Raw genomic sequence first — 19,855 nt, forward strand, 5'->3', positions numbered from 1 at the left:
ATGGACATCGACGTAAAGCTTCTGAAGGGCTTGGCGAAGGAGAAGGAGATTTCCTTCGACCAGCTGGCCGAGGCGATCGAGTCGGCCCTCCTCATCGCGTACCACCGCACCGAGGGAGCCCGCCGTCACGCGCGCGTCAGCCTCGACCGTGAGAACGGTCATGTGACGGTCTGGGCGAAGGAGGACCCGTCGGACCTCGAAGAGGGCCAGGAGCCCAAGGAGTTCGACGACACCCCGGGCGACTTCGGCCGCATCGCCGCCTCCACCGCCAAGCAGGTCATCCTGCAGCGGCTGCGCGACGCCGAGGACGATCTGACGCTCGGCGAGTACGCGGGCCGCGAGGGCGATGTCGTCGCGGGCGTCGTGCAGCAGGGCAGGGACCCCAAGAACGTCCTGGTCGACATCGGCAAGCTGGAGGCCATCCTGCCGGTGCAGGAGCAGGTCCCCGGCGAGGAGTACACGCACGGGCTGCGGCTGCGTACGTACGTCGTCCGGGTCGCCAAGGGCGTCCGCGGTCCGTCCGTGACGCTCTCGCGCACCCACCCGAACCTGGTGCGCAAGCTCTTCGCGCTGGAGGTCCCGGAGATCGCCGACGGCTCGGTCGTCATCGAGGCGATCGCCCGCGAGGCCGGCCACCGCACGAAGATGGCGGTGCGCTCCACGCGCTCCGGCCTCAACCCCAAGGGCGCCTGCATCGGCCCGATGGGCAGCCGTGTGCGCAATGTCATGGCCGAGCTGCTCGGCGAGAAGATCGACATCGTGGACTGGTCGGACGACCCGGCCGAGATGGTCGCCAACGCCCTCTCGCCGGCCCGCGTCAGCAAGGTCGAGATCGTGGACCTCGGCATGCGCTCGGCCCGGGTCATCGTCCCCGATTACCAGCTGTCGCTCGCCATCGGCAAGGAAGGCCAGAACGCCAGGCTCGCCGCCCGGCTGACCGGCTGGCGGATCGACATCCGCTCGGACACCGAGCAGCCCGAGGCCGACGCAGACCGCGACTGATCACAACAGCCGTTCGATTCTTACCCCAAAGGGGTGAGGTCGTTACGGGGAGGTAGACTTAACCGTGTCTGGCCGTACGCATACTCCCGCGTGCCCTGAGCGAACCTGTGTGGGATGCCGGGAGCGAGCGGCCAAGAGCGATCTGCTGCGCATCGTCGCGGTCGAGGGCACATGTGTCCCTGATCCGCGCGGTACGCTGCCCGGCCGGGGTGCTTATCTGCACCCCGCCTCGGTCTGTCTCGACCTGGCGGTCCGCCGCCGGGCGTTCCTCCGGGCCTTCAAGGTCCAGGGGCCGCTCGACAGCGAGACATTGAGCCGGTCCATCGAGCTCAGTGCAGGCGCAGAGGCAACACCGTAAGAACAGAACGGCACGGGTCCCCGTGCGGTCAGGTACCACTCGCGAGTTGGAAGTAGGTCGAGATTGCGATGAGCACTCGATGAGTACGCGATGAGTACGCCCATGAAGTAGCGACGGTCCGGCGGTAACCCGGACCTAAAAGGAGCGAAGTGGCTAAGGTCCGGGTATACGAACTCGCCAAGGAGTTCGGGGTTGAGAGCAAGGTCGTCATGGCCAAGCTCACTGAACTCGGTGAATTCGTACGTTCGGCGTCCTCGACGATCGAGGCGCCGGTTGTACGCAAGTTGACTGACGCACTGCAAGGGCCCGGCGGCAACGCCGGCACGGCAGCTGCAAAGCCCGGCGCGCCCCGCAAGGCAGCGCCTTCCAAGCCCGCAGCGCCCTCCCCGGCGGCTGCGGCACGTCCCTCTGCTCCGAAGCCCGGCGCACCGGCTCCCAAGCCGGCCGCCGCCGAGGCCCCCGTGAGCAGCGAGCCCAGCACCCCTGCTGCGGCTCCGTCGACGCCGGCGGCTGCCGGTCCGCGTCCGGGCCCCAAGCCCGCACCGGCCAAGCCCGCCCCGGTGACCCCGGTTCCGGCCGCCGAGTTCTCGGCCCCGGCTCCGGCCCAGCCCGCTGCGGCAGCCCCGCAGCAGCAGGCCCCGCGCCCCGCGGGTGCCACTCCCGGCCCGCGTCCCGCCCGTCCGGCTCCGGCCGGCGGTCAGCGTGACGGCGGCCAGGGCGGCGCACCCCGCAGCGAGCGCGGCGGCGAGCGTCCCGCTCGTCCCGCAGGCCAGGGCGCCCCGCGTCCCGGCGCACGTCCGGCCGGTCCCCGTCCGGGCAACAACCCCTTCACCTCCGGTGGCTCCACGGGCATGGCCCGTCCGGGCGCTCCCCGTCCGGCAGGCGCCCCGCGTCCCGGCGGCGACCGTCCCGGTGGCGACCGTTCCGGCGCTCCGCGTCCGCAGGGCGGCCCCGGCGGCGCCCCGCGTCCGCAGGGTCAGGGCGGCCCCGGCCGTCCGAGCCCCGGTGGCATGCCCCGCCCGCAGGGCGGCGCTCCGCGACCGGGTGGTGCTCCGGGCGGTAACCGTCCGAACCCCGGCATGATGCCGCAGCGTCCCGCTGCAGCTCCCCGTCCCGGTGGCGGCCCCGGTGGCCGTGGTCCCGGTGGCGGTCCCGGCCGTCCCGGCGGCGGTGGCGGCGCAGGCCGTCCGGCCGGCGGTGGCTTCCAGGGTCGTCCGGCAGGTCCGGGTGGCGGCGGTCGTCCCGGTGGCGGCGGCGGCTTCGCCGGTCGTCCCGGTGGCGGTGGCGCTCCCGGCGGTGGCGGCGGCTTCGGCGGTCGTCCCGGTTTCCAGGGCCGCCCCGGCGGTCCCAACGCCCGTGGCGGTACGCAGGGTGCCTTCGGCCGTCCCGGCGGGCCCGCCCGTCGTGGTCGTAAGTCGAAGCGCCAGAGGCGCCAGGAATACGAATCGATGCAGGCTCCGTCGGTGGGCGGCGTCATGCTGCCCCGTGGCAACGGACAGTCCGTCCGTCTGTCCCGCGGTGCCTCGCTGACCGACTTCGCCGAGAAGATCAACGCCAACCCGGCGTCGCTCGTCGGCGTGATGATGAACCTCGGCGAGATGGTGACGGCCACACAGTCCGTCCCCGACGAGACGCTGAAGATGCTCGCGGACGAGATGAACTTCGTCCTCGAGATCGTCAGCCCCGAGGAGGAGGACCGCGAGCTGCTCGAGTCCTTCGACATCGAGTTCGGCGAGGACGAGGGCGGCGAAGAGGCTCTGGTCTCGCGTCCGCCGGTCGTGACCGTCATGGGTCACGTCGACCACGGTAAGACCCGACTTCTGGACGCGATCCGCAAGACGAATGTCGTTGCGGGCGAGGCCGGCGGTATTACGCAGCACATCGGTGCGTACCAGGTCGCCACCGAGGTCAACGGTGAAGACCGCAAGATCACCTTCATCGACACCCCGGGTCACGAGGCGTTCACCGCCATGCGTGCACGTGGTGCGAAGTCCACCGACATCGCGATCCTCGTGGTGGCGGCGAACGACGGTGTGATGCCCCAGACGATCGAGGCGCTGAACCACGCGAAGGCGGCCAACGTGCCGATCGTCGTCGCGGTCAACAAGATCGACGTCGAGGGTGCCGACCCGACCAAGGTGCGCGGTCAGCTCACCGAGTTCGGTCTGGTGGCCGAGGAGTACGGCGGCGACACGATGTTCGTCGACATCTCCGCCAAGCAGGGCCTCAACATCGAGTCCCTCCTTGAGGCCGTCGTCCTCACCGCCGACGCCTCGCTCGACCTGCGGGCCAACCCGGAGCAGGACGCACAGGGCATCGCGATCGAGTCCCACCTGGACAAGGGCCGCGGCGCCGTCGCGACCGTCCTGGTCCAGCGCGGAACGCTGCGGGTCGGTGACACGATGGTCGTGGGCGACGCCTACGGCCGAGTGCGCGCCATGCTCGACGACAAGGGCGAGAACGTGGAAGAGGCGGGTCCCTCGACTCCGGTCCTCGTCCTCGGTCTCACCAACGTCCCGGGTGCCGGCGACAACTTCCTGGTTGTCGACGAGGATCGCACCGCCCGTCAGATCGCCGAGAAGCGTGCAGCGCGTGAGCGCAACGTCCGCTTCGCCCGCAAGGGTGTCCGGTTCTCCCTGGAGAACCTGGACGAGGCGCTCAAGGCCGGTCTGGTGCAGGAACTCAACCTCATCATCAAGGGCGACGCGTCCGGTTCGGTGGAGGCCCTCGAGGCTTCGCTGCTCCAGCTCGACGTCGGCGAAGAGGTCGACATCCGCGTCCTGCACCGCGGTGTGGGTGCGGTCACCGAGTCGGACATCGACCTGGCGACCGGCTCCGACGCGATCGTCATCGGCTTCAACGTCCGGGCAGCCGGCCGTGCGGCTCAGATGGCCGACCGCGAAGGCGTGGACGTCCGGTACTACTCGGTCATCTACCAGGCGATCGAAGAGATCGAAGCGGCCCTCAAGGGCATGCTCAAGCCGGAGTACGAAGAGGTCGAGCTCGGTACGGCGGAGATCCGCGAGATCTTCCGCTCGTCCAAGCTGGGCAACATCGCCGGTGTGCTGGTCCGCTCCGGCGAGGTCAAGCGCAACACGAAGGCGCGCCTGCTCCGCGATGGCAAGGTCATCTCGGAGAACCTCAACATCACCGGTCTGCGCCGCTTCAAGGACGACGTCACCGAGATCCGCGAAGGGTTCGAGGGCGGTATCAACCTCGGCAACTTCAACGACATCAAGATCGACGACGTCATCGCGACGTACGAGATCCGCGAGAAGCCGCGCGGCTAGTCCGTGTAGCTGAACCGCACTGCATCGGTCGGGGCCGCCCGGCGGAAGTTATTTCCGTCGAGCGGCCCCGGCCGTTGCGTGTACGGTTCTTGTGTCCTTGCCAAGTGGTTGGCGGGGCACGACCCCGAACCGGCGGGACATCCGGACACACATGTATGTGGGGACTCTGTCCTTCGATCTGCTCCTCGGCGACGTACGGTCGCTGAAGGAGAAACGCTCCGTCGTCCGGCCGATCGTGGCCGAGCTCCACCGCAAGTTCGCGGTGAGCGTGGCCGAAGTCGGCGACCAGGATCTCCATCGCAGGGCCGAAATCGGTGTGGCGATGGTGTCCGGGGAAACGGGGCATCTTTCAGAGGTACTCGACCGGTGCGAGCGACTCGTCGCCGCCCGGCCGGAGGTGGAGCTGCTGTCCGTGAGGCGGCGGCTGCACGGCGACGAAGACGATTAGCAAGGCTTGAGAAGGAGACGGACCAGTGGCCGACAACGCGCGGGCGAAGAAGCTGGCGGACCTCATCCGCAAGGTGATCGCCGAGAAGCTGCAGCGCGGCATCAAGGACCCGCGTCTGGGTACGCACGTGACCATCACGGACACCCGGGTCACCGGCGATCTGCAGGAGGCCACGGTCTTCTACACGGTCTACGGCGACGACGAGGACCGGGCCAGTGCGGCAGCGGGTCTGGAGAGCGCCAAGGGCATCCTGCGCTCCGCGGTGGGTGCGGCGGCGGGGACGAAGTTCACGCCGACCCTCACCTTCATCGCGGACGCCCTGCCCGACAACGCCAAGGCGATCGAGGACCTCCTCGACAAGGCGCGGGCCTCGGACGCCAAGGTGCGCGAGGCGTCCTCGGGCGCCACGTACGCCGGTGACGCGGACCCGTACAAGGTTCCGGGCGAGGACGACGCCGCAGAATGAGCCAGCAGAGCACCAGGACGCCGGACGGTCTTGTCATCGTCGACAAGCCGTCCGGCTTCACTTCGCACGACGTCGTGGCCAAGATGCGCGGGATCGCCAAGACCCGCCGCGTGGGCCACGCGGGCACCCTCGACCCGATGGCCACGGGCGTCCTCGTCCTGGGCGTCGAGCGCGCCACCAAGCTGCTCGGGCACCTCGCCCTGACCGAGAAGGAGTACCTCGGTACGATCCGCCTCGGCCAGGACACGATCACCGACGACGCCGAGGGCGAGTTCATCTCCTCCAAGGACGCCTCCGGTGTGACCCGTGAGGGGATCGACGAGGGTGTCGCGAAGCTGACCGGCGCCATCATGCAGGTGCCGTCCAAGGTCAGCGCCATCAAGATCGACGGCAAGCGGTCGTACGCACGGGTGCGCGGCGGCGAGGAGTTCGAGATTCCGGCCCGCCCGGTGACCGTCTCCTCCTTCCAGGTCTACGACGTCCGGCCGGCCACCGCCGAGGACGGGACCCCCGTCGTCGACCTGGTCGTCTCCGTCGTCTGCTCCTCGGGTACGTACATCCGCGCGATCGCCCGCGACCTGGGCGCAGGTCTCGGCGTCGGCGGGCACCTGACTGCCCTGCGCAGGACGCGCGTCGGTCCGTACAAGATCGATTCCGCCCGGACCCTGGACCAGCTCCAGGAGGAGCTGACCGTCATGCCCGTCGCGGACGCGGCCACGGCCGCCTTCCCGCGCTGGGACGTCGACGAGAAGCGGGGCAGGCTGCTGCTGAACGGTGTGCGCCTGGAGATGCCGGAGTACCCGGCGGGTCCGGTCGCGGTCTTCGGGCCCGAGGGCGAGTTCCTCGCGCTCGTCGAGGAGCAGCACGGCAAGGCGAAGAGCCTGGCCGTCTTCGGCTGACCGGCCCATCGTCGGGCGCACTTCTCGAAGCCCGGTCCAGGGAAGCCACTTGAGGCTTTCAGGGGCCGGGCTTTGCCCGTTCGTCGTAATGGCGATCGAGCTGCCTGGTGAAGTGGTGTCGTTCCTTCAGTTCATCGGGGTGAACTGGCCGACGGTGAATGAGGACAAGGTCCGTGAATTCGCGTCGCATGTGCGGGAGTTCGGGACCAAGCTGGGGGAGAGCGAAGTGCTGATTCCCGATGCGATCAAGGTGGAACCATGGGCGGGCTGAACGTCACTCTCCGTCGGCGGGAGCTGCGCTACTTCCCCGCCGGGGAACTGGTCGAGGCGGATGAGCCGATCGCCGGCTTCGACGAGCCGGAGGACCGCCTGCTCGCCGATCACCCACGGCTTCGCCGCATCCTGGTCCGGGGGCGCCCCGGCTGGCCGCTGCACCGCTATTACCTGCACTGGAGCGACGGCGCCGACCTGGCGGCGCTCGACGCGCGCGTGGCCTCCGGGGCGGCCACGGAAGAGGACTTCGCGGGAGCTGTCGTCGGCGAGCCGCTGGGGATCGTCCACGCGGCGTGCGGAGCGGAGTTCCGTGTGGTCGCGCTGGATGTGGTGCTGCCGCTCTTCGCCGACTCCACCGACCGTTCGCGCCACCACGGCTTCCAGACGAAATGCCCTGTCTGCGGGGAGCAACTTCCCGGTGGTGTGCTGGAGTTCATCACTCCGCAGGGTGTGCGAGTCCGAGGTTCAGGAGACCGATGAGCACGATCGAGCTTCTCTGGTCACGCTATGAGCTGCCGACTCTGGACGCCCTGCACTTCGCGGACGGCCGCTCGTACGACGTGGACCTGGACGCCGGTGAGCCCGGCGGAATGAAGGTCGCGGAGCAGTTCGACCTCGACGGGTTCCTGGACGAAGAGCCGGAAGGTGTCACGCAGGTCGACGGCCAGAAGGCGGTCCCCCTGTCCGACGGAGGAGTTCTCTGGGGCGGTGAGGGGGCCCATGGGTCGAACGGCTTCTGCGCACGGCTGAACGCCGATCTCACGCTCGTCTGGGCCGTCTTCTTCCAGGACTCGAACCCCTTCACCGACATTCGGATCTCAGGGGACGTCGCCGTCTTCGCCTCCACGTCCGGGGTGTCGATCGCCGTGCACATCGACGACCCGCTGAGGGTGGTGGGGCAGGCTTGACGCCCGACCCACCATCCCCCTCGGAGAGGGTCTATCCATCGGGCCGCGCGGATTCACCCCTTCGGGCAGGCGCTCGGAGTGAATCGAGGGGCGTTCGGGGGCGCTTTCGTCCCGCGTTCTTCTCTTACTGATCACCGCGCGCCTACCGTCGGGGTATGGGACGCGGGGACCGGGAGACGCTGGTACGCATCTGTGATCTGGCGGGGCGCCCGCGCGGCACCGGCTTTCTCGCCGACGGTCGCGGCACGGTGGTGACCAGTCATGAGGCTGTCGACGGGCTGAGCAGGGTCGTGCTGCACGCGGAGGGGGAGCGTACCTTCCTCGCCGAGGCCCAGGACATCACCTCGCTGCCCTGGCTCGGACTCGCCCTCGTACGCACCGAAGGGCTCGGGGTGCGGCCGCTGCCGATCGCGGTACGGGCGGAGATCGCGGCCGGGACGTATGTGCGGATCGCCGCCCACGGGTGGCGGGAGGCGCGGATTCTGGGGGGCGCCGAGGTCACCTACACCGCCACCGACCGGTTCCATCTGCTGGACTCCGCACTGGAGTTGGCCGTCGGCACCGACGGGAGCAATGCGCTGCGGCTCGGCGGGGAGGCGGCCGGGGGGCCGGTGCTCGATGCGGTCACGGGGGCCGTGCTCGGGGTGCTCGGGACCGCGCTGGAGGCTGGGCGGGCGGCGGCCGGATTCGCGGTGCCGTTGCGCGGGGAGGGGCTCGAGGAGTTGCTGCTGCGGAATGCCGCGACCGTGCCGGCGTTCGGGCGCGACCTGAATCTGGCGGGCGTGCTGGAGCTGACGGCCACCTCGGTGGGGGCCGTCGACGTACGGCTCGATGTCGTGGAACGGGACTGTGTGGCTCGGGAGTTGGACCGCTTCGCGGGGCTCGTTCTCGGCGTGGTGGGGGATCCCGGCAGCGGCCGTACGACCGAGCTGGGCGCGCTCGCCGCCCGCCGCGCCAGGGGTGCCGAGCCCGCCCCCACCCTCTGGCTGCGCGGGGCCGATCTGCGCGCCGGGGACGTGTCGGTCGCCGACGCGGTGGCCCGGACCCTTCAGCAGGCCGGGCGGATCGTCGCCCCTGGCGGAGTGGATGCGGCCACGCCCGAGCAGGTCGCACGCCTTGCGGCGGATGCGGGCCAGCCGCTGCTCGTCCTTCTCGACGGCCCGGAGGAGATGGCGCCCGTGCTGGCGCACCAGCTCGCCGACTGGGCGTCCGGTACGGCGAGTTGGCTGCGGGCGCACGAGGTGCGGATGGTCGTCGCCTGCCGCCCCGAGCACTGGGAGCCGGCCTCGGCGCTCTACCCGGCGGGTGCGGTCGGCTGCGTACGCATCGGAGACCTGACGGCGGCCGAAGCGGATCGGGCGCGCGTACGGTACGCGATCCCCGACGGCGCCCTGACGGCCGCCGACGCCGCGCACCCCCTCGCCCTGCGGCTCCTCGCGGAGGTGCGCGACGCGCTCCCCGATGATGTCGGGGGCTGTCCGTCCCGGGAGGAGATCTTCGGAGCGCATCTGGACCTGATGTGCCTGCGGATCGCGGTCCGTATCGCCGCGGCGTGCAGGCCCGCGCTGCGCGGGAGCGCCGTGCGCAGGCTGGCGGCGCGGGTGTCGGGGCAGGTGCACGAGGCGGCGCGCCGGTGTCTGGGGCCGGGGCAGGGGGAGCTGGACCGTAGCGCCTTCGAGGAGCTCTTCCCCTGGCGTACGGGCTGGGCGTCGGCGGTCCTCACCGAGGGGCTGCTCACCCCGGCGGGCGCCGGATACCGCTTCGCCCACGAGGAGCTCGCCGACTGGCTCCAGGGCGAACACCTGGACGTGGCCGGGGCTTTGCGCGCGCTGGTGCACCGCTGGGGCGAGGGGGAGGGGGAGCCAGGGCCGACCGTACGGCTGCCCTCACGCCCCGGGGCCGGCGACGGGGTCCCGCCCGTTCCGGGCGCACGCCCCGCATCCCGTGCGCTGCCCGTGCCCCGGCACCGCATCGGACCCGTGATCCAGGCGCTGCTGCTGGTGGGGCGGGAGCGGGGCCCGGCCGAACTCGGCAGCAGGTTGGGCGAGTTGGTAGAGTCCCTCGACCGGCTGACGCCCGCCCCGCCGGGCCGCCGCGTGCCGCAGTCGCGCGCCGGAGGCGCGCCCGATGCGGGAGGCGCGCCCGACGCGGGAGCTCCGTCCGAGCCCTCCGGGGAGCTCCGGCTGCGGCTCGACGACGCCCGCTGGTGGGCCGCGCACCTGCTCGCCGAAGTGCTGCTGCGCGTGCCCGACGCGGAGGAGCTGCGCGGGGTGCTGCGCAGGCTCGCCGACCGGATCGCGCTGCGCTCCGTACGCGACGCAGTGCCCCGGCACCTCGGTGGATACGCGCTGTTCGGGCCGGCGTTCTGGGAACGGCTGGCCATCGGCGACGAGCTGCGGGCCGATCTGCTGCGGCGCCTCGTGCCCGCCGACGGGGCACCCGACGACGACCCGGGCCGCGACCGTTATCTCGACGCCGTCGGGCGGCGGCTGCTCGCGGCGCCGCGCACCGTACAAGTGCTGCTGTGCGGATGGTTCGCCGACGAGCGGCCGCTGCCCGCCCCGCCCGGCGCCGACGTACGGCCCACCGTCGCGCGCGCCGCGCAGGCCCTGCTCTACGCCCGCCGCCGGCTCGCCGTGGACGACCTCACCGAGGCGCTGGTGGCCGCCGCGCACCCCCGCGCCGACGAACTGCTCGCCGCGCTCGCCGAGGACGAGACCTCCGCGCTCTGCCGGGCCGTCGACCGCTGGGCCCACGACGACCGCCCCGCGCGGCGCGCGGCCGCAGCCGTCCACGGGCTGCTCGCCGCCCCGCACGTGACCACCGGCGCGGACCGCGAGCTGCTCCGGTACGCCGCCCTCGCCCTCCTCGGCCGCACCGCCGACACCACCGTGCACGGATCCGCGCTCGCCCTCCTCGTCAGCGACCCGGCGACCAGGTCCCGCTATCTGCCCCGCGCCCTGCTCCTGTTCTCCTCCGACCTGCTGCCCGCGTCCGCCGCCGCCGTCGCCCTCACCACCCACCCGGACCCGGTGCTCGCCGCCTTCCGGGCCCGGCTGAGGGAACCGGGCGCGGGCGCAGGCGAGGTGGTGCGGGCGCTCGCCGAGGTGGACACCCCCGCGCTGGCGCGCCGGGCCGCCGATCTCGTACGGGAGTACGTCGACCACCACCCGGAGGGCGCCGCCCACGCGGCCGCCTTCGTGGAGCGCCGCTTCGAGCACGGCCCCGCCGCCAGAACCGTCATCCACCCGCTGGTCACCGGCCTCCTGCGCGGGCAGCCGCCCAGGGTGCGGGCCGCCCTGGCGCCCGTCCTGGCCGCGCCGGGCACCCGTGTCTCGCGGGCGATGCGGGCCGAGCTCCTGGACGTACTCCTGGACCACGAGCGGTACGCGGGCTGCGATCCGACGGTCCTGGACGCGCTCCTGCGGGCCGCCGCGCACGGCTCCCCGCACCGCTCCGAGCCCCGGACCAGGGACCTCGTCCACCGCACCGGGCTGCTCCTGGTGCGTACGCCCGAAGGCGCCGCCTGCTTCGACCGGCGCCTGGTGGAGCTGGCCGGCGAGGTGCCCGGCTTCGCCGCGCAGATCGTCGACTGGCTGGCCGACGCCCCCGGCGAGTGGGCGGCCGTGATCGGGCCGAGCGCCCGCCGGACGGTCGAGTTGCTCGGCGGACCCATGCCGATGCGGGCCGGGGCGGCCGGGCATGGCAGTCTTAGACCTGCGTAAGAAGGCGTGATTTCACGTACACAGGTTCGGTTTCGAATTTTCGGGTTTCGGGTTTCGGGCGAGGAGCGGTCTCAGTGCAGCGCTGGCGTGGCTTGGAGGACATCCCCCAGGACTGGGGACGCAGCGTCGTCACCATCGGCTCCTACGACGGCGTGCACCGCGGGCACCAGCTGATCATCGGGCGTGCCGTGGAGCGCGCCCGTGAGCTGGGCATCCCCTCGGTCGTCGTCACCTTCGACCCGCACCCCAGCGAGGTCGTACGCCCCGGCACGCACCCCCCGCTGCTCGCCCCGCACCACCGGCGCGCGGAGCTGATGGAGGACCTGGGCGTCGACGCGCTGCTGATCCTCCCCTTCACGGCGGAGTTCTCGAAGCTGTCGCCCGCCGACTTCGTGGTGAAGGTCCTCGTCGACAAGCTGCACGCGCGGCTCGTCGTCGAAGGCCCCAACTTCCGCTTCGGACACAAGGCCGCGGGCAATGTCGCCTTCCTGGCCGAGACCGGCGAGACGTACGACTTCGGTGTCGAGGTCATCGACCTGTACGTGAGCGGCGACGCGGGCGGCGGCGAACCCTTCTCCTCGACCCTGACCCGGCGCCTCATCGCCGAGGGCGAGGTGACGGGCGCGGCCGAGATCCTGGGCCGCCCGCACCAGGTCGAGGGCGTGGTCGTGCACGGCGCGAAGCGCGGCCGCGAACTGGGCTATCCGACGGCCAACGTCGAGACGCTCCCGCACTCCGCGATCCCGGCCGACGGCGTGTACGCGGGCTGGCTGACGGCCGACGGCGAGCGGATGCCGGCGGCGGTCTCGGTGGGCACGAACCCGCAGTTCGACGGGGTCGCGCGCACGGTCGAGGCGTACGCCATCGACCGGTTGGGCCTGGACCTGTACGGGATGCACGTGGCGGTGGAGTTCCTCGCGTACGTGCGCGGCCAGGAGAAGTTCGACTCGATCGACTCGCTGCTGGTGGCCATCGCGGCGGACGTGAAGCGCTCGAAGGAACTGATCGAGGCGTACGAGGCGTAGTCCGGCGCCCTCCCGCACCGACGCACGTGGGCGGCTGACGGGTTCTTCAACTTGAGCCGGCCAGGAATCCCGGCCCTTGAGGGCTCGGGAGGAACAGCTTCTCCGGACTGCTTCGACGCCCGTGTCACAGAGGGACGGGTGGAGCGAGGATCAGGCCAGGACGTGGATCCGCTACGAGGCGCTGCTCCGCCGGGCCCTCGATGCGAGCGGGGCCCGACACCTCTGTCCGTACCACACCCCAACCTCCCCCGAACCACGACGAGTTCTCCTTTCATGGGGTACGGGAGTTCGCCAGGCCGCGGCGGGGTGGTGGCACTGATGCCACCATGGATTCGGGTGCCAGGCTCATGGCAGACCCCCGTCGAGGTGTCCTAGTGTCGGATCATGATGATTCCGCCCGTGCTGAGGCGCTCGGCGCTTCGGGTGCGGAGGGACACCGGCTTCCTGGCCGCCGGTGTCACGCCGCACCTGGGCCTGGTGCCCGTGTGGTCCTGGGGCGCGACGGCCGCCGCCGAGACGGGGAACTGGGCTTTGGTGCTCACCGTGTCGGTCGCCCTGATCCTGCTCGGTGTCCCGGTGCTGACGGCTGTTCAGCGGTACCGCCACCGGGCACTCCTCGGAGTGGACATCCCTCGGCCGACGCCTACGCCGGAGCGGTGGTCGTGGGCGGCAGTAGCCCGACTGCTTTCCTCGACGCGTATCTGGCGCCAGCTCGGATACCACCTTCTTCTGGGCCCGCTGATGGCCGCGTTGGAGCTGTCGGTGCTCGCGATGGCGGCCGCGGGCCTGGTGGGCGCCGTCACCTACGGCTGGGTGTGGGTGCTGCCGGCGGGGGTCCGCCAGGACTGGTTCGGTTACGTGACGCAGGCGCCGTGCTACACGGTGGCCGGCATCGCCCTCCTGTGTGCCGTGCCCTGGACGGCGGGGGCGGTGGCCCGGTCGGAGTCGCGATCCGCGTTGGCGCTGCTCGGGCCCAGCCGGGCCCAGCGGCTCCAGGAGCGGGTCGAGTACCTGGCCGGGAGTCGCACCGACCTGATCGAGGCAGTCGACGCCGAGCGCCACCGGATCGAGCGTGACCTGCACGACGGCACCCAGCAGCGACTGGTCTCCCTCGCGGTCAACCTGGGCCTGGCCATGGCCACGCGCCCCGACCTGCCGGGTGAGGCGGCCCGCGAGGTGATCGCGGAGGCACACCTCGAGGCGAAGGAGGCGATCGCCGAACTCAACGATCTGTTACGCGGGTTGCACCCAGCCGTCCTCGAAGACCGAGGGCTGGACGCGGCGTTGTCCGGGTTGGCCGCCCGGGCGCCATTGCCGGTGCGCCTGCGGGTCGATCTTGAGGGGCGGGTGGTGCGCGCTGTGGAGGCGGTCGCATACTTCGTGATCTCCGAGGCGCTGGCCAACGTGACCAAGCATGCTCGCGCGACACGTGCCGAGGTGACCGTCAGGAGGGTCGGGAAGGTGTTGCGGGTGAATGTCACCGACGACGGACTGGGTGGTGCCGACGCCTCCGCCGGTACGGGGCTGAGCGGGCTGGCCAAGCGGGTCGGCTCCGTCGACGGGACCTTCCGCGTCAGCAGCCCCGTCGGGGGGCCGACGACCATCGCGGCGGAGTTTCCGTGCGAGCAGTGATCGCCGAGGACTAGGTGCTGTTGCGGATCGGTCTGGTCAAGGTGCTGGAGACGGGTGGTTTCCAGGTCGCCGCGGAAGTGGGTGACGGGGAAGCGCTGCTGGCGGCAGTGGAGGAGCACCGGTGGTGCTCCGTCGGCGGTGGCCGCGGACGGCGGGGGTGCTGCTCTCGCAGTACGTGGAGGAGCGGTACGCGGCCGACCTGCTGGCGACCGACACCAGCGGCGTGGGCTACCTGCTCAAGCAACGCATCGCCGATGTGGGGGAGTTCGTGGAGGCGGTGCAGCGGGTCGCGGACGGGGGCACGGCGCTGGATCCGCGGGTCGTCGCCCAGCTGCTGCTGCAGCGACGGGACAACGACCCGCTGGACCGGCTGACCCCTCGTGAACGGGACGTACTGGGCCTCATGGCCGAGGGGCGCTCCAATGCCGGCATCGCCGAGGTGCTGGCGGTCGGCGAGAGTGCGGTGGCCAAGCACATCAACAACATCTTCGCCAAGCTCGACCTGCTGGTGATCGACACGGACCACCGCCGCGTGCTCGCCGTTCTGCGCTTCCTCGGAGCGTCCCAGGCCTGACCGGCCTCTGGCGTCGGCACGGGCGGACAGCCCGGTGCTTCTTCGGCATGCGCGCTTCGCGTCGGGGCTGTCCGGGACGGCCGATTCGATGAACTCCACCCCGCTGCTGAGTACGTCGCCGCCACCCGCGTGGACTGGCTGAGTGAGCGCGCGCCGGCCAACTTCCGGTGCGCGACCATCGGCTTCGTGTTCCAAGCCTTCCAGTTGATGGACGAGCTGACAGCGGTGGAGAACCCACGGCCCCTGCCCGTCCGGTGTCAGGCCCAGGCGGCCCGGGCACCGAGGTCGGGCGCTGCTAGGGCCTCTAGGTCCCGTACGCCGTGTCGAGGAGGCTGTTGACGAACCCGTCGAGGTCGTCGAGTCCGGCTGCCGTCTGCGCGGCGGGAGCCTGTGCGACCAGGTAGGGGAGTGAGGCATGCAGGGCCAGCGTGACCGCGGCGGCGCGCTGCGGGGTCACGGGCAGGCCGGCGCTGCGCTGGGCCTTCTCGAAGTAGGCGAAGTCGGCGGCCGAGAAGGCGTCGAGCGACTCTGCCAGCCACGCGGTCCGCGTCGCCTCGCGCTGCAGCTCCAGGAGGGCGAGCACCCGCGTGCGGCCGGGCCCCTGCGCGTGCTCCAGGAGCGTGCGCAGCAGCGCGGTCAGGCCTGTGCGGTCGGTGGGGATGGTTCTGGGGATCGCCGCGTACAGCTCGATAATGCGCTGCGTACCCGCCCACAACAGGGCGTCCCTGGTGGGGAAGTAGTTCTTCGTGGTGCCCAGGGGCACGTCCGCTGCGGCGTCCACGGCCCGGTGCGTCAGACCCCGGCTGCCGACCTGGGCCAGGACGTCGATGGCCGCGTCGCCCAGGCGATCCCGTCTTTCCTGATTCACGTATCCAAAGTACCCCATCCGTGGTACCACGGATGGGGTACTTTGGATTTCGGGTCGAACAGGAGTGATTTCGTTGGCAGTTGGATATCTGGTGACCGTGGTGCTGGCCACGCTGATCGTGGTGTTCTGCGTGACGTGCATCCACGGTCCGAAGCCGCTTTTCTACTTCAGTTACCGGCTCGGCCTGGTCTTCAACGAGGTGCCGCACCTCGCCCTCTACGGGCTCGTGCTGGCAACTGCCCTGGCCTTCGCGGAGGGTGACATCGCCACGACCGCCGACCGGGTGGTCGTCGGTCTGGCCGTGCTCCCGGCGGCCGGACTCGTGGTGGTCCTACGGCGCGGGATGCGGACGGCGTCCGTGGTCGTACCCGCCCTGGACGAGGCGCTCGGCGCGGGGGCGGGTACGCGCCGCCGGCCGCCGCTCGCGCGCATCCTGCTCAGGCCGGTCTTCCGCCGCCGCCGTGACGTCAGGCGGGTGCGCAACCTCGAATACGGGGATGCGGGCCGCCGCAATCTCCTCGACGTGTACCACCACCGCGCGCGGCCCGAGGGCGGTCCTGTACTGATCCACTTCCATGGAGGCCACTACGACCAGGGCCGCAAGGACACCCAGTCACTGCCGCTCCTCTACCGGCTCGCGAGCCAGGGCTGGGTCTGCATCAGCGCCAACTACCGTCTTCGGCCCGCCTTTTCGCACCCCGATCACCTGATCGACGCGAAGAAGGTGATCGCCTGGGCGCGCGAGCACGCCAAGGAGTACGGCGCCGACTCCGATGCGGCGGTGTTCGTGTCGGGGAGTTCCGCAGGCGGCCACATGGCGGCGCAGGCGGCCCTGACCCCCAACGACCCCGTCTACCAGCCCGGCTTCGAGGAGGCGGACACCTCCGTGGCGGGTGCCATCGCGCTGAACGGCTTTCTCGCCGAGTACTTCGACGGAGACCCGGCGACCAACCCGGTGAACCTGGTCAGGGCGGACGCACCCCCGTTCCTCATCGCGCACGGTGATCTGGACGAGCTGGTGGAGACGGCGAACCCCAAGGCCCTCGTCACCGCGCTGCGCGCGGTCTCCACTTCGCCTGTCGTGTACATCGAACTCCCGGGCGGACACCACGCCTTCGACCTCTTCCACTCCTTCCGCTTCGAGGCCCTCATCGACGGCATCGAGGATTTTGCGGCGTGGGTGACGGCAGGGGAGAGGAGGGTGAACTAGGGGTCTCCACGGTGGCGCTGGGTGGTGGGCTTCGGGTGGGTGGGGCGGTTGCGCGGCGTTTCGCGCCTTCGGCGCAAGGAGGCAGCTACGACGAACAGGTGGGGGGCTGGGGTTGGTGGGTGCGCTGCGCGCGGTGGCGGGTTTCGCGGATGTTGGTGTGAGTGATCTACGACGCTGCGCGTCGTAGGCCGAGCCCTTGGGGGCTCGTCCGGCTGGCTGCTGCCGCGATGGGGCGGGGGTTTCGTGGAGACCGCGCTGCTCCTGCGGACCGGTGGGACTGGGCGGTTCGGCTGCGGGGCACTTCGGCGGGGGGTGATCGTCACAGCATCCAAGGTGGAGCTCCGCTCCCCGCGCCGGGGGTGGAGGTCGCACGACTTGCGTGGGGCGGTGGCGCTCGGTTCGGCGTCAAGAGGCCGTCGCTGGGCGGGACTTCATGCCCCGCTGGTCGCTGTTTCGGGTGGGCGGAAGCGGTGGGAGTGCCCCTTAGGTGACCCACTTGAGCGTTCAACCATCTGGTCCCCGGGGTGCAGGGCTGTGACCTGCAACGATGCCTGTGTGTCTGGTGTTCGTCGGGCGTGGGGGTGGGTGTGTGTTCAGTTAGGGGCACGAATCGCTCCCCGGGAGTCCGGTCCGCCGTCCCGCACCCGCCGAGCAGACCCGCGCCACTCGTCCAGCGGGTGCCGTTCTGCCACGGGCTGACCGCACCGCAGGCCTGCCTTCTCCTTTATGCGGCCAGGACCCTCTGCCGACCGATAACCCGCCAAGTTTTTGCGGTGGAGGGGTGGTGTCAAGGGTGGAGCGCAGCGGAATCGGCGTAGCCGACGCGACGCAGTCGCGCCCTTTACTCCGCGCCGGAAACGCCACACTCCAGGTATCGGTCGGCAGGGGGGCCCACCTATCCGACCCCGACAAGAGCCACCTGGTAGGAGGTCAAGCCCCCCGTTCCCGCGCCACCGCGTCTCCGACCGGCGTGCGGAAGTACAGCACCGAGCGCCCCGCCCTGCGCCTCCCGACCAGTCCCGCGTCCAGCAGCACCTTCAGGTGGCGGCCCACCGAGCCCAGGCCCTGACCGGTGAGGGCCACCAGCTGGGTGGTGGACTGCGGGGTGGCGAGCAGGACGAGGACCGCCGCCCTGCCGGGGCCCAGAAGCCGGGAGAGGGCTCCGGGCAGGGGGGCGCGGTCCGGTTCGGACAGGGCGCCCGCGTACGGGTACACCACGGCGAAGCGGCGCTCCGTCTCGTCCCAGGCGACCCAGCCGGAATTGCCGGTCGTCGGTACGAAGAGCAGTTCCGCGCCCGCCACCTCGCGCGGAGGGTAGTCGTACCGGTTGATCTGCAGCCGCCCGTCGCCCAGCCACCGCATCCCCGGGCGCATGTCGTCCAGCGCCGCCGCCCATCCACCCGTGGTCAACTGCTGTGTGCGGGACAGGACATCGGCCTCCAGAAGGCGGCGGCGACGCGGCCAGTAGGGCAGGACCGTCTCCCTCCACACCCACTCCATGAGATCGGCGGCGCGGGCGGGCAGGTCGTCGCGTACGAGAGCCGGAGGCAGCCGGCCGTCCATCGAGACGCGCAGGCACTCCACCGCCGTCCGCGGCGGTGTCGCACGCACCTCGGCGACCTCGGTCTCGAAGGAAGGAGTGCCGGTCGACGGCGGCACGGGTGTGAAGAAGTCCGCCGTCCAGCGCGGGCGCAGTCCTGCCCGTACGAGCCGGGCCGTGACCGGATCGGCCGCGAGGAGCCGCTGGTAGTCGGGGCGGTGCGCCGCAAGCCAGGCCCGCGCACCCGGGTGTGCGGCATGCCCGTACTCCAGCGCGGTCAGACAGGCCACGGTCTCGGACAGCGCGGACAGCACGAACCGACTCCGGACCAGCGTGTCCGCGTCCAGCAGCCACAACCCCATGTTTCGCCTCCCCGCGAAACATTGTCCCCTCCGCGCCGGGGAGCCCAGGCTCCGACCCATGCGCAGTTACCAGGATCTGTTCCGCACACCGGAGTTCACCCCGCTCTTCGTCACCGTCTCCCTCACGGGTGCGGCGCAGACCGTCGGCGGCATCGCGCTGGGCGTGCTCGTGTACGAGCGCACCGGCTCGCCTCTGCTCTCCGCCCTGTCCATGTTCGGCGGCTCCTTCGCGCAGGTCGTCGGGGCGGCGGCGCTGCTCTCGGCGGCCGACCGGCTGCGGCCGCGCGCCGCCCTGGTCGCCCTCGCGCTCGTACTCGGCTGCGGATCCGCCCTCCTCGCCGTACCCGGAATGCCCCTCTGGGGCTCCTTCGCGGTGATCCTGCTGCTCGGGCTCGTCGGTTCCGTGGGCGGCGGGGTGAAGTACGGGCTGCTCGCCGAGATCGTGCCGAAGGAGGGCTACGTCCTCGGCCGGTCGGTGTTCAACATGTCGGGCGGGCTGATGCAGATCTGCGGCTTCGGGATGGGCGGGCTGCTGGTCGCCGCCACGTCACCGCGCTCAACTCTGCTGATCGCGGCGGGACTTGATGTGGCAGGGGCTCTCGTCGCGCGGTACGGACTGAGCCGCAGGCCCGCGCGCGCCACCGGCCGGCCCTCGGTCCGCGAGACCTGGCGGGTCAACAAGCTGCTCTTCGCGTCCGCGCCGAGGCGGGCCGTCCTGCTCGCGCTCTGGCTGCCCAACGGGCTGATCGTCGGCTGCGAGGCACTCTTCGTCCCGTACGCACCCGAGCGCGCGGGCCTGCTGCTGGCGGTCGCCGCCTTCGGGATGTTCGCGGGCGATGTGCTGGTCGGGCGGGTGGTCCCGGTGGTGTGGCGGGCCCGGCTCGCGACCCCGCTGCGGCTGCTGCTCGCGGTCCCGTACCTGCTCTTCGCGCTGCGGCCGGGGCTGCCCGTCGCGCTGGCCGCCATCGCCGTGGCCTCGGTGGGGTACGCGGCGAGCCTGGTCCTGATGGAGCAGCTGGTGGAGCTCACGCCCGGCGACGTACAGGGACAGGCGCTCGGGCTGCACACCTCGGGGATGCTCACGATGCAGGGCGTGGGGGCGGCGCTGGCGGGCGGCGTCGCCCAGTACATGTCCGCAGGCAGCGCGATGGCGGTGATGGCGGGGGCGTCGGTGCTGGTCTCGGTGGTGCAGACGCCGGGGCTGCGGAGGGCGCCGGGGGCGGTGGTCAACGTGCCTGCGTCTTAAGTGAGTTGTCCCTGTGCACGGGGGTGCGG

General features: G+C 71.3%; 16 protein-coding genes and 1 pseudogene. 15 read left to right on the plus strand and 2 right to left on the minus strand.

Annotation, left to right across the window (positions count from 1 at the left end; genetic code table 11):
- From nusA to AB0H78_RS22585, 13 genes and pseudogenes are all read left to right on the plus strand, one after another.
- Entirely contained in the window at window positions 1-1,002 is a 1,002-nt protein-coding gene (gene nusA / locus AB0H78_RS22525) for a transcription termination factor NusA (protein ID WP_363236287.1), read from the plus strand.
- 64 nt (window positions 1,003-1,066) lie between these two features.
- Window positions 1,067-1,360, plus strand: coding sequence for a YlxR family protein (locus tag AB0H78_RS22530; protein ID WP_363236288.1), 294 nt, complete (start codon window positions 1,067-1,069; stop codon window positions 1,358-1,360).
- Between the two features lie 149 nt (window positions 1,361-1,509).
- Window positions 1,510-4,650, plus strand: a complete 3,141-nt coding sequence (infB, locus tag AB0H78_RS22535; RefSeq protein WP_363236289.1) for a translation initiation factor IF-2 — start codon at window positions 1,510-1,512, stop codon at window positions 4,648-4,650.
- Window positions 4,651-4,801: 151 nt separating this feature from the next.
- A complete protein-coding gene (locus AB0H78_RS22540; RefSeq protein WP_363236290.1) occupies window positions 4,802-5,098 on the plus strand; it encodes a DUF503 domain-containing protein in 297 nt (98 codons plus the stop codon).
- Window positions 5,099-5,123: 25 nt separating this feature from the next.
- The gene (gene rbfA / locus AB0H78_RS22545) at window positions 5,124-5,564 is read left to right on the plus strand and encodes a 30S ribosome-binding factor RbfA (protein ID WP_363236291.1); all 441 of its coding nucleotides are present in this window, start codon (window positions 5,124-5,126) and stop codon (window positions 5,562-5,564) included.
- Entirely contained in the window at window positions 5,561-6,463 is a 903-nt protein-coding gene (truB, locus tag AB0H78_RS22550) for a tRNA pseudouridine(55) synthase TruB (protein WP_363236292.1), read from the plus strand. Before rbfA ends, truB begins: the two co-directional genes overlap by 4 nt.
- Window positions 6,464-6,551: 88 nt before the next feature.
- The gene (locus tag AB0H78_RS22555) at window positions 6,552-6,734 is read left to right on the plus strand and encodes a hypothetical protein (protein WP_363236293.1); all 183 of its coding nucleotides are present in this window, start codon (window positions 6,552-6,554) and stop codon (window positions 6,732-6,734) included.
- Window positions 6,722-7,216, plus strand: a complete 495-nt coding sequence (locus AB0H78_RS22560; protein ID WP_363236294.1) for a hypothetical protein — start codon at window positions 6,722-6,724, stop codon at window positions 7,214-7,216. The genes AB0H78_RS22555 and AB0H78_RS22560 overlap by 13 nt, the downstream gene beginning before the upstream one ends.
- On the plus strand, window positions 7,213-7,644 hold the full coding sequence (locus tag AB0H78_RS22565) for a hypothetical protein (RefSeq protein WP_363236295.1): 432 nt from the start codon (window positions 7,213-7,215) through the stop codon (window positions 7,642-7,644). The genes AB0H78_RS22560 and AB0H78_RS22565 overlap by 4 nt, the downstream gene beginning before the upstream one ends.
- 155 nt (window positions 7,645-7,799) lie before the next feature.
- Window positions 7,800-11,369 (plus strand): serine protease, encoded by a 3,570-nt coding sequence (locus tag AB0H78_RS22570; protein WP_363236296.1) that lies wholly within the window; start codon window positions 7,800-7,802, stop codon window positions 11,367-11,369.
- A 74-nt stretch (window positions 11,370-11,443) separates the two neighbouring features.
- Window positions 11,444-12,394, plus strand: a complete 951-nt coding sequence (locus AB0H78_RS22575; protein ID WP_363236297.1) for a bifunctional riboflavin kinase/FAD synthetase — start codon at window positions 11,444-11,446, stop codon at window positions 12,392-12,394.
- Between the two features lie 384 nt (window positions 12,395-12,778).
- Complete coding sequence (locus tag AB0H78_RS22580) at window positions 12,779-14,026, plus strand: histidine kinase (protein WP_363236298.1); 1,248 nt, start codon at window positions 12,779-12,781, stop codon at window positions 14,024-14,026.
- Window positions 14,027-14,040: 14 nt separating this feature from the next.
- A pseudogene (locus AB0H78_RS22585) lies at window positions 14,041-14,600 on the plus strand (response regulator transcription factor).
- Window positions 14,601-14,904: 304 nt separating this feature from the next.
- On the opposite strand, the gene AB0H78_RS22590 reads toward AB0H78_RS22585, so the two are convergent.
- Complete coding sequence (locus AB0H78_RS22590) at window positions 14,905-15,468, minus strand: TetR/AcrR family transcriptional regulator (RefSeq protein WP_363236299.1); 564 nt, start codon at window positions 15,466-15,468, stop codon at window positions 14,905-14,907.
- Window positions 15,469-15,541: 73 nt separating this feature from the next.
- On the opposite strand from AB0H78_RS22590, the gene AB0H78_RS22595 reads away from it, so the two are divergent.
- Window positions 15,542-16,678: an alpha/beta hydrolase gene (locus AB0H78_RS22595; RefSeq protein WP_363236300.1), complete on the plus strand. Its 1,137-nt coding sequence runs from the start codon at window positions 15,542-15,544 to the stop codon at window positions 16,676-16,678.
- Window positions 16,679-17,608: 930 nt separating this feature from the next.
- On the opposite strand, the gene AB0H78_RS22600 is transcribed toward AB0H78_RS22595, so the two are convergent.
- On the minus strand, window positions 17,609-18,580 hold the full coding sequence (locus AB0H78_RS22600; protein WP_363236301.1) for a winged helix-turn-helix domain-containing protein: 972 nt from the start codon (window positions 18,578-18,580) through the stop codon (window positions 17,609-17,611).
- 58 nt (window positions 18,581-18,638) lie between these two features.
- Between AB0H78_RS22600 and AB0H78_RS22605 the strand changes: the two genes are divergently transcribed.
- Window positions 18,639-19,826: an MFS transporter gene (locus tag AB0H78_RS22605; RefSeq protein WP_363236302.1), complete on the plus strand. Its 1,188-nt coding sequence runs from the start codon at window positions 18,639-18,641 to the stop codon at window positions 19,824-19,826.
- The last annotated feature ends 29 nt before the right edge of the window (window positions 19,827-19,855 follow it).

The organism is Streptomyces sp. NPDC050738 (assembly GCF_040654175.1).
In the GTDB taxonomy this organism is placed as follows: domain Bacteria; phylum Actinomycetota; class Actinomycetes; order Streptomycetales; family Streptomycetaceae; genus Streptomyces.

Excerpts from the sequence above, each read along its gene's own strand:
- nusA (WP_363236287.1), top strand. The coding sequence starts at position 1 with ATGGACATCGACGTAAAGCTTCTGAAGGGCTTGGCGAAGGAGAAGGAG.
- truB (WP_363236292.1), top strand. The coding sequence starts at position 5,561 with ATGAGCCAGCAGAGCACCAGGACGCCGGACGGTCTTGTCATCGTCGAC.
- AB0H78_RS22555 (WP_363236293.1), top strand. The coding sequence starts at position 6,552 with ATGGCGATCGAGCTGCCTGGTGAAGTGGTGTCGTTCCTTCAGTTCATC.
- AB0H78_RS22540 (WP_363236290.1), top strand. The coding sequence starts at position 4,802 with ATGTATGTGGGGACTCTGTCCTTCGATCTGCTCCTCGGCGACGTACGG.
- AB0H78_RS22565 (WP_363236295.1), top strand. The coding sequence starts at position 7,213 with ATGAGCACGATCGAGCTTCTCTGGTCACGCTATGAGCTGCCGACTCTG.
- AB0H78_RS22570 (WP_363236296.1), top strand. The coding sequence starts at position 7,800 with ATGGGACGCGGGGACCGGGAGACGCTGGTACGCATCTGTGATCTGGCG.
- AB0H78_RS22605 (WP_363236302.1), top strand. The coding sequence starts at position 18,639 with ATGCGCAGTTACCAGGATCTGTTCCGCACACCGGAGTTCACCCCGCTC.
- AB0H78_RS22580 (WP_363236298.1), top strand. The coding sequence starts at position 12,779 with ATGATGATTCCGCCCGTGCTGAGGCGCTCGGCGCTTCGGGTGCGGAGG.
- AB0H78_RS22560 (WP_363236294.1), top strand. The coding sequence starts at position 6,722 with ATGGGCGGGCTGAACGTCACTCTCCGTCGGCGGGAGCTGCGCTACTTC.
- AB0H78_RS22600 (WP_363236301.1), bottom strand. The coding sequence starts at position 18,580 with ATGGGGTTGTGGCTGCTGGACGCGGACACGCTGGTCCGGAGTCGGTTC.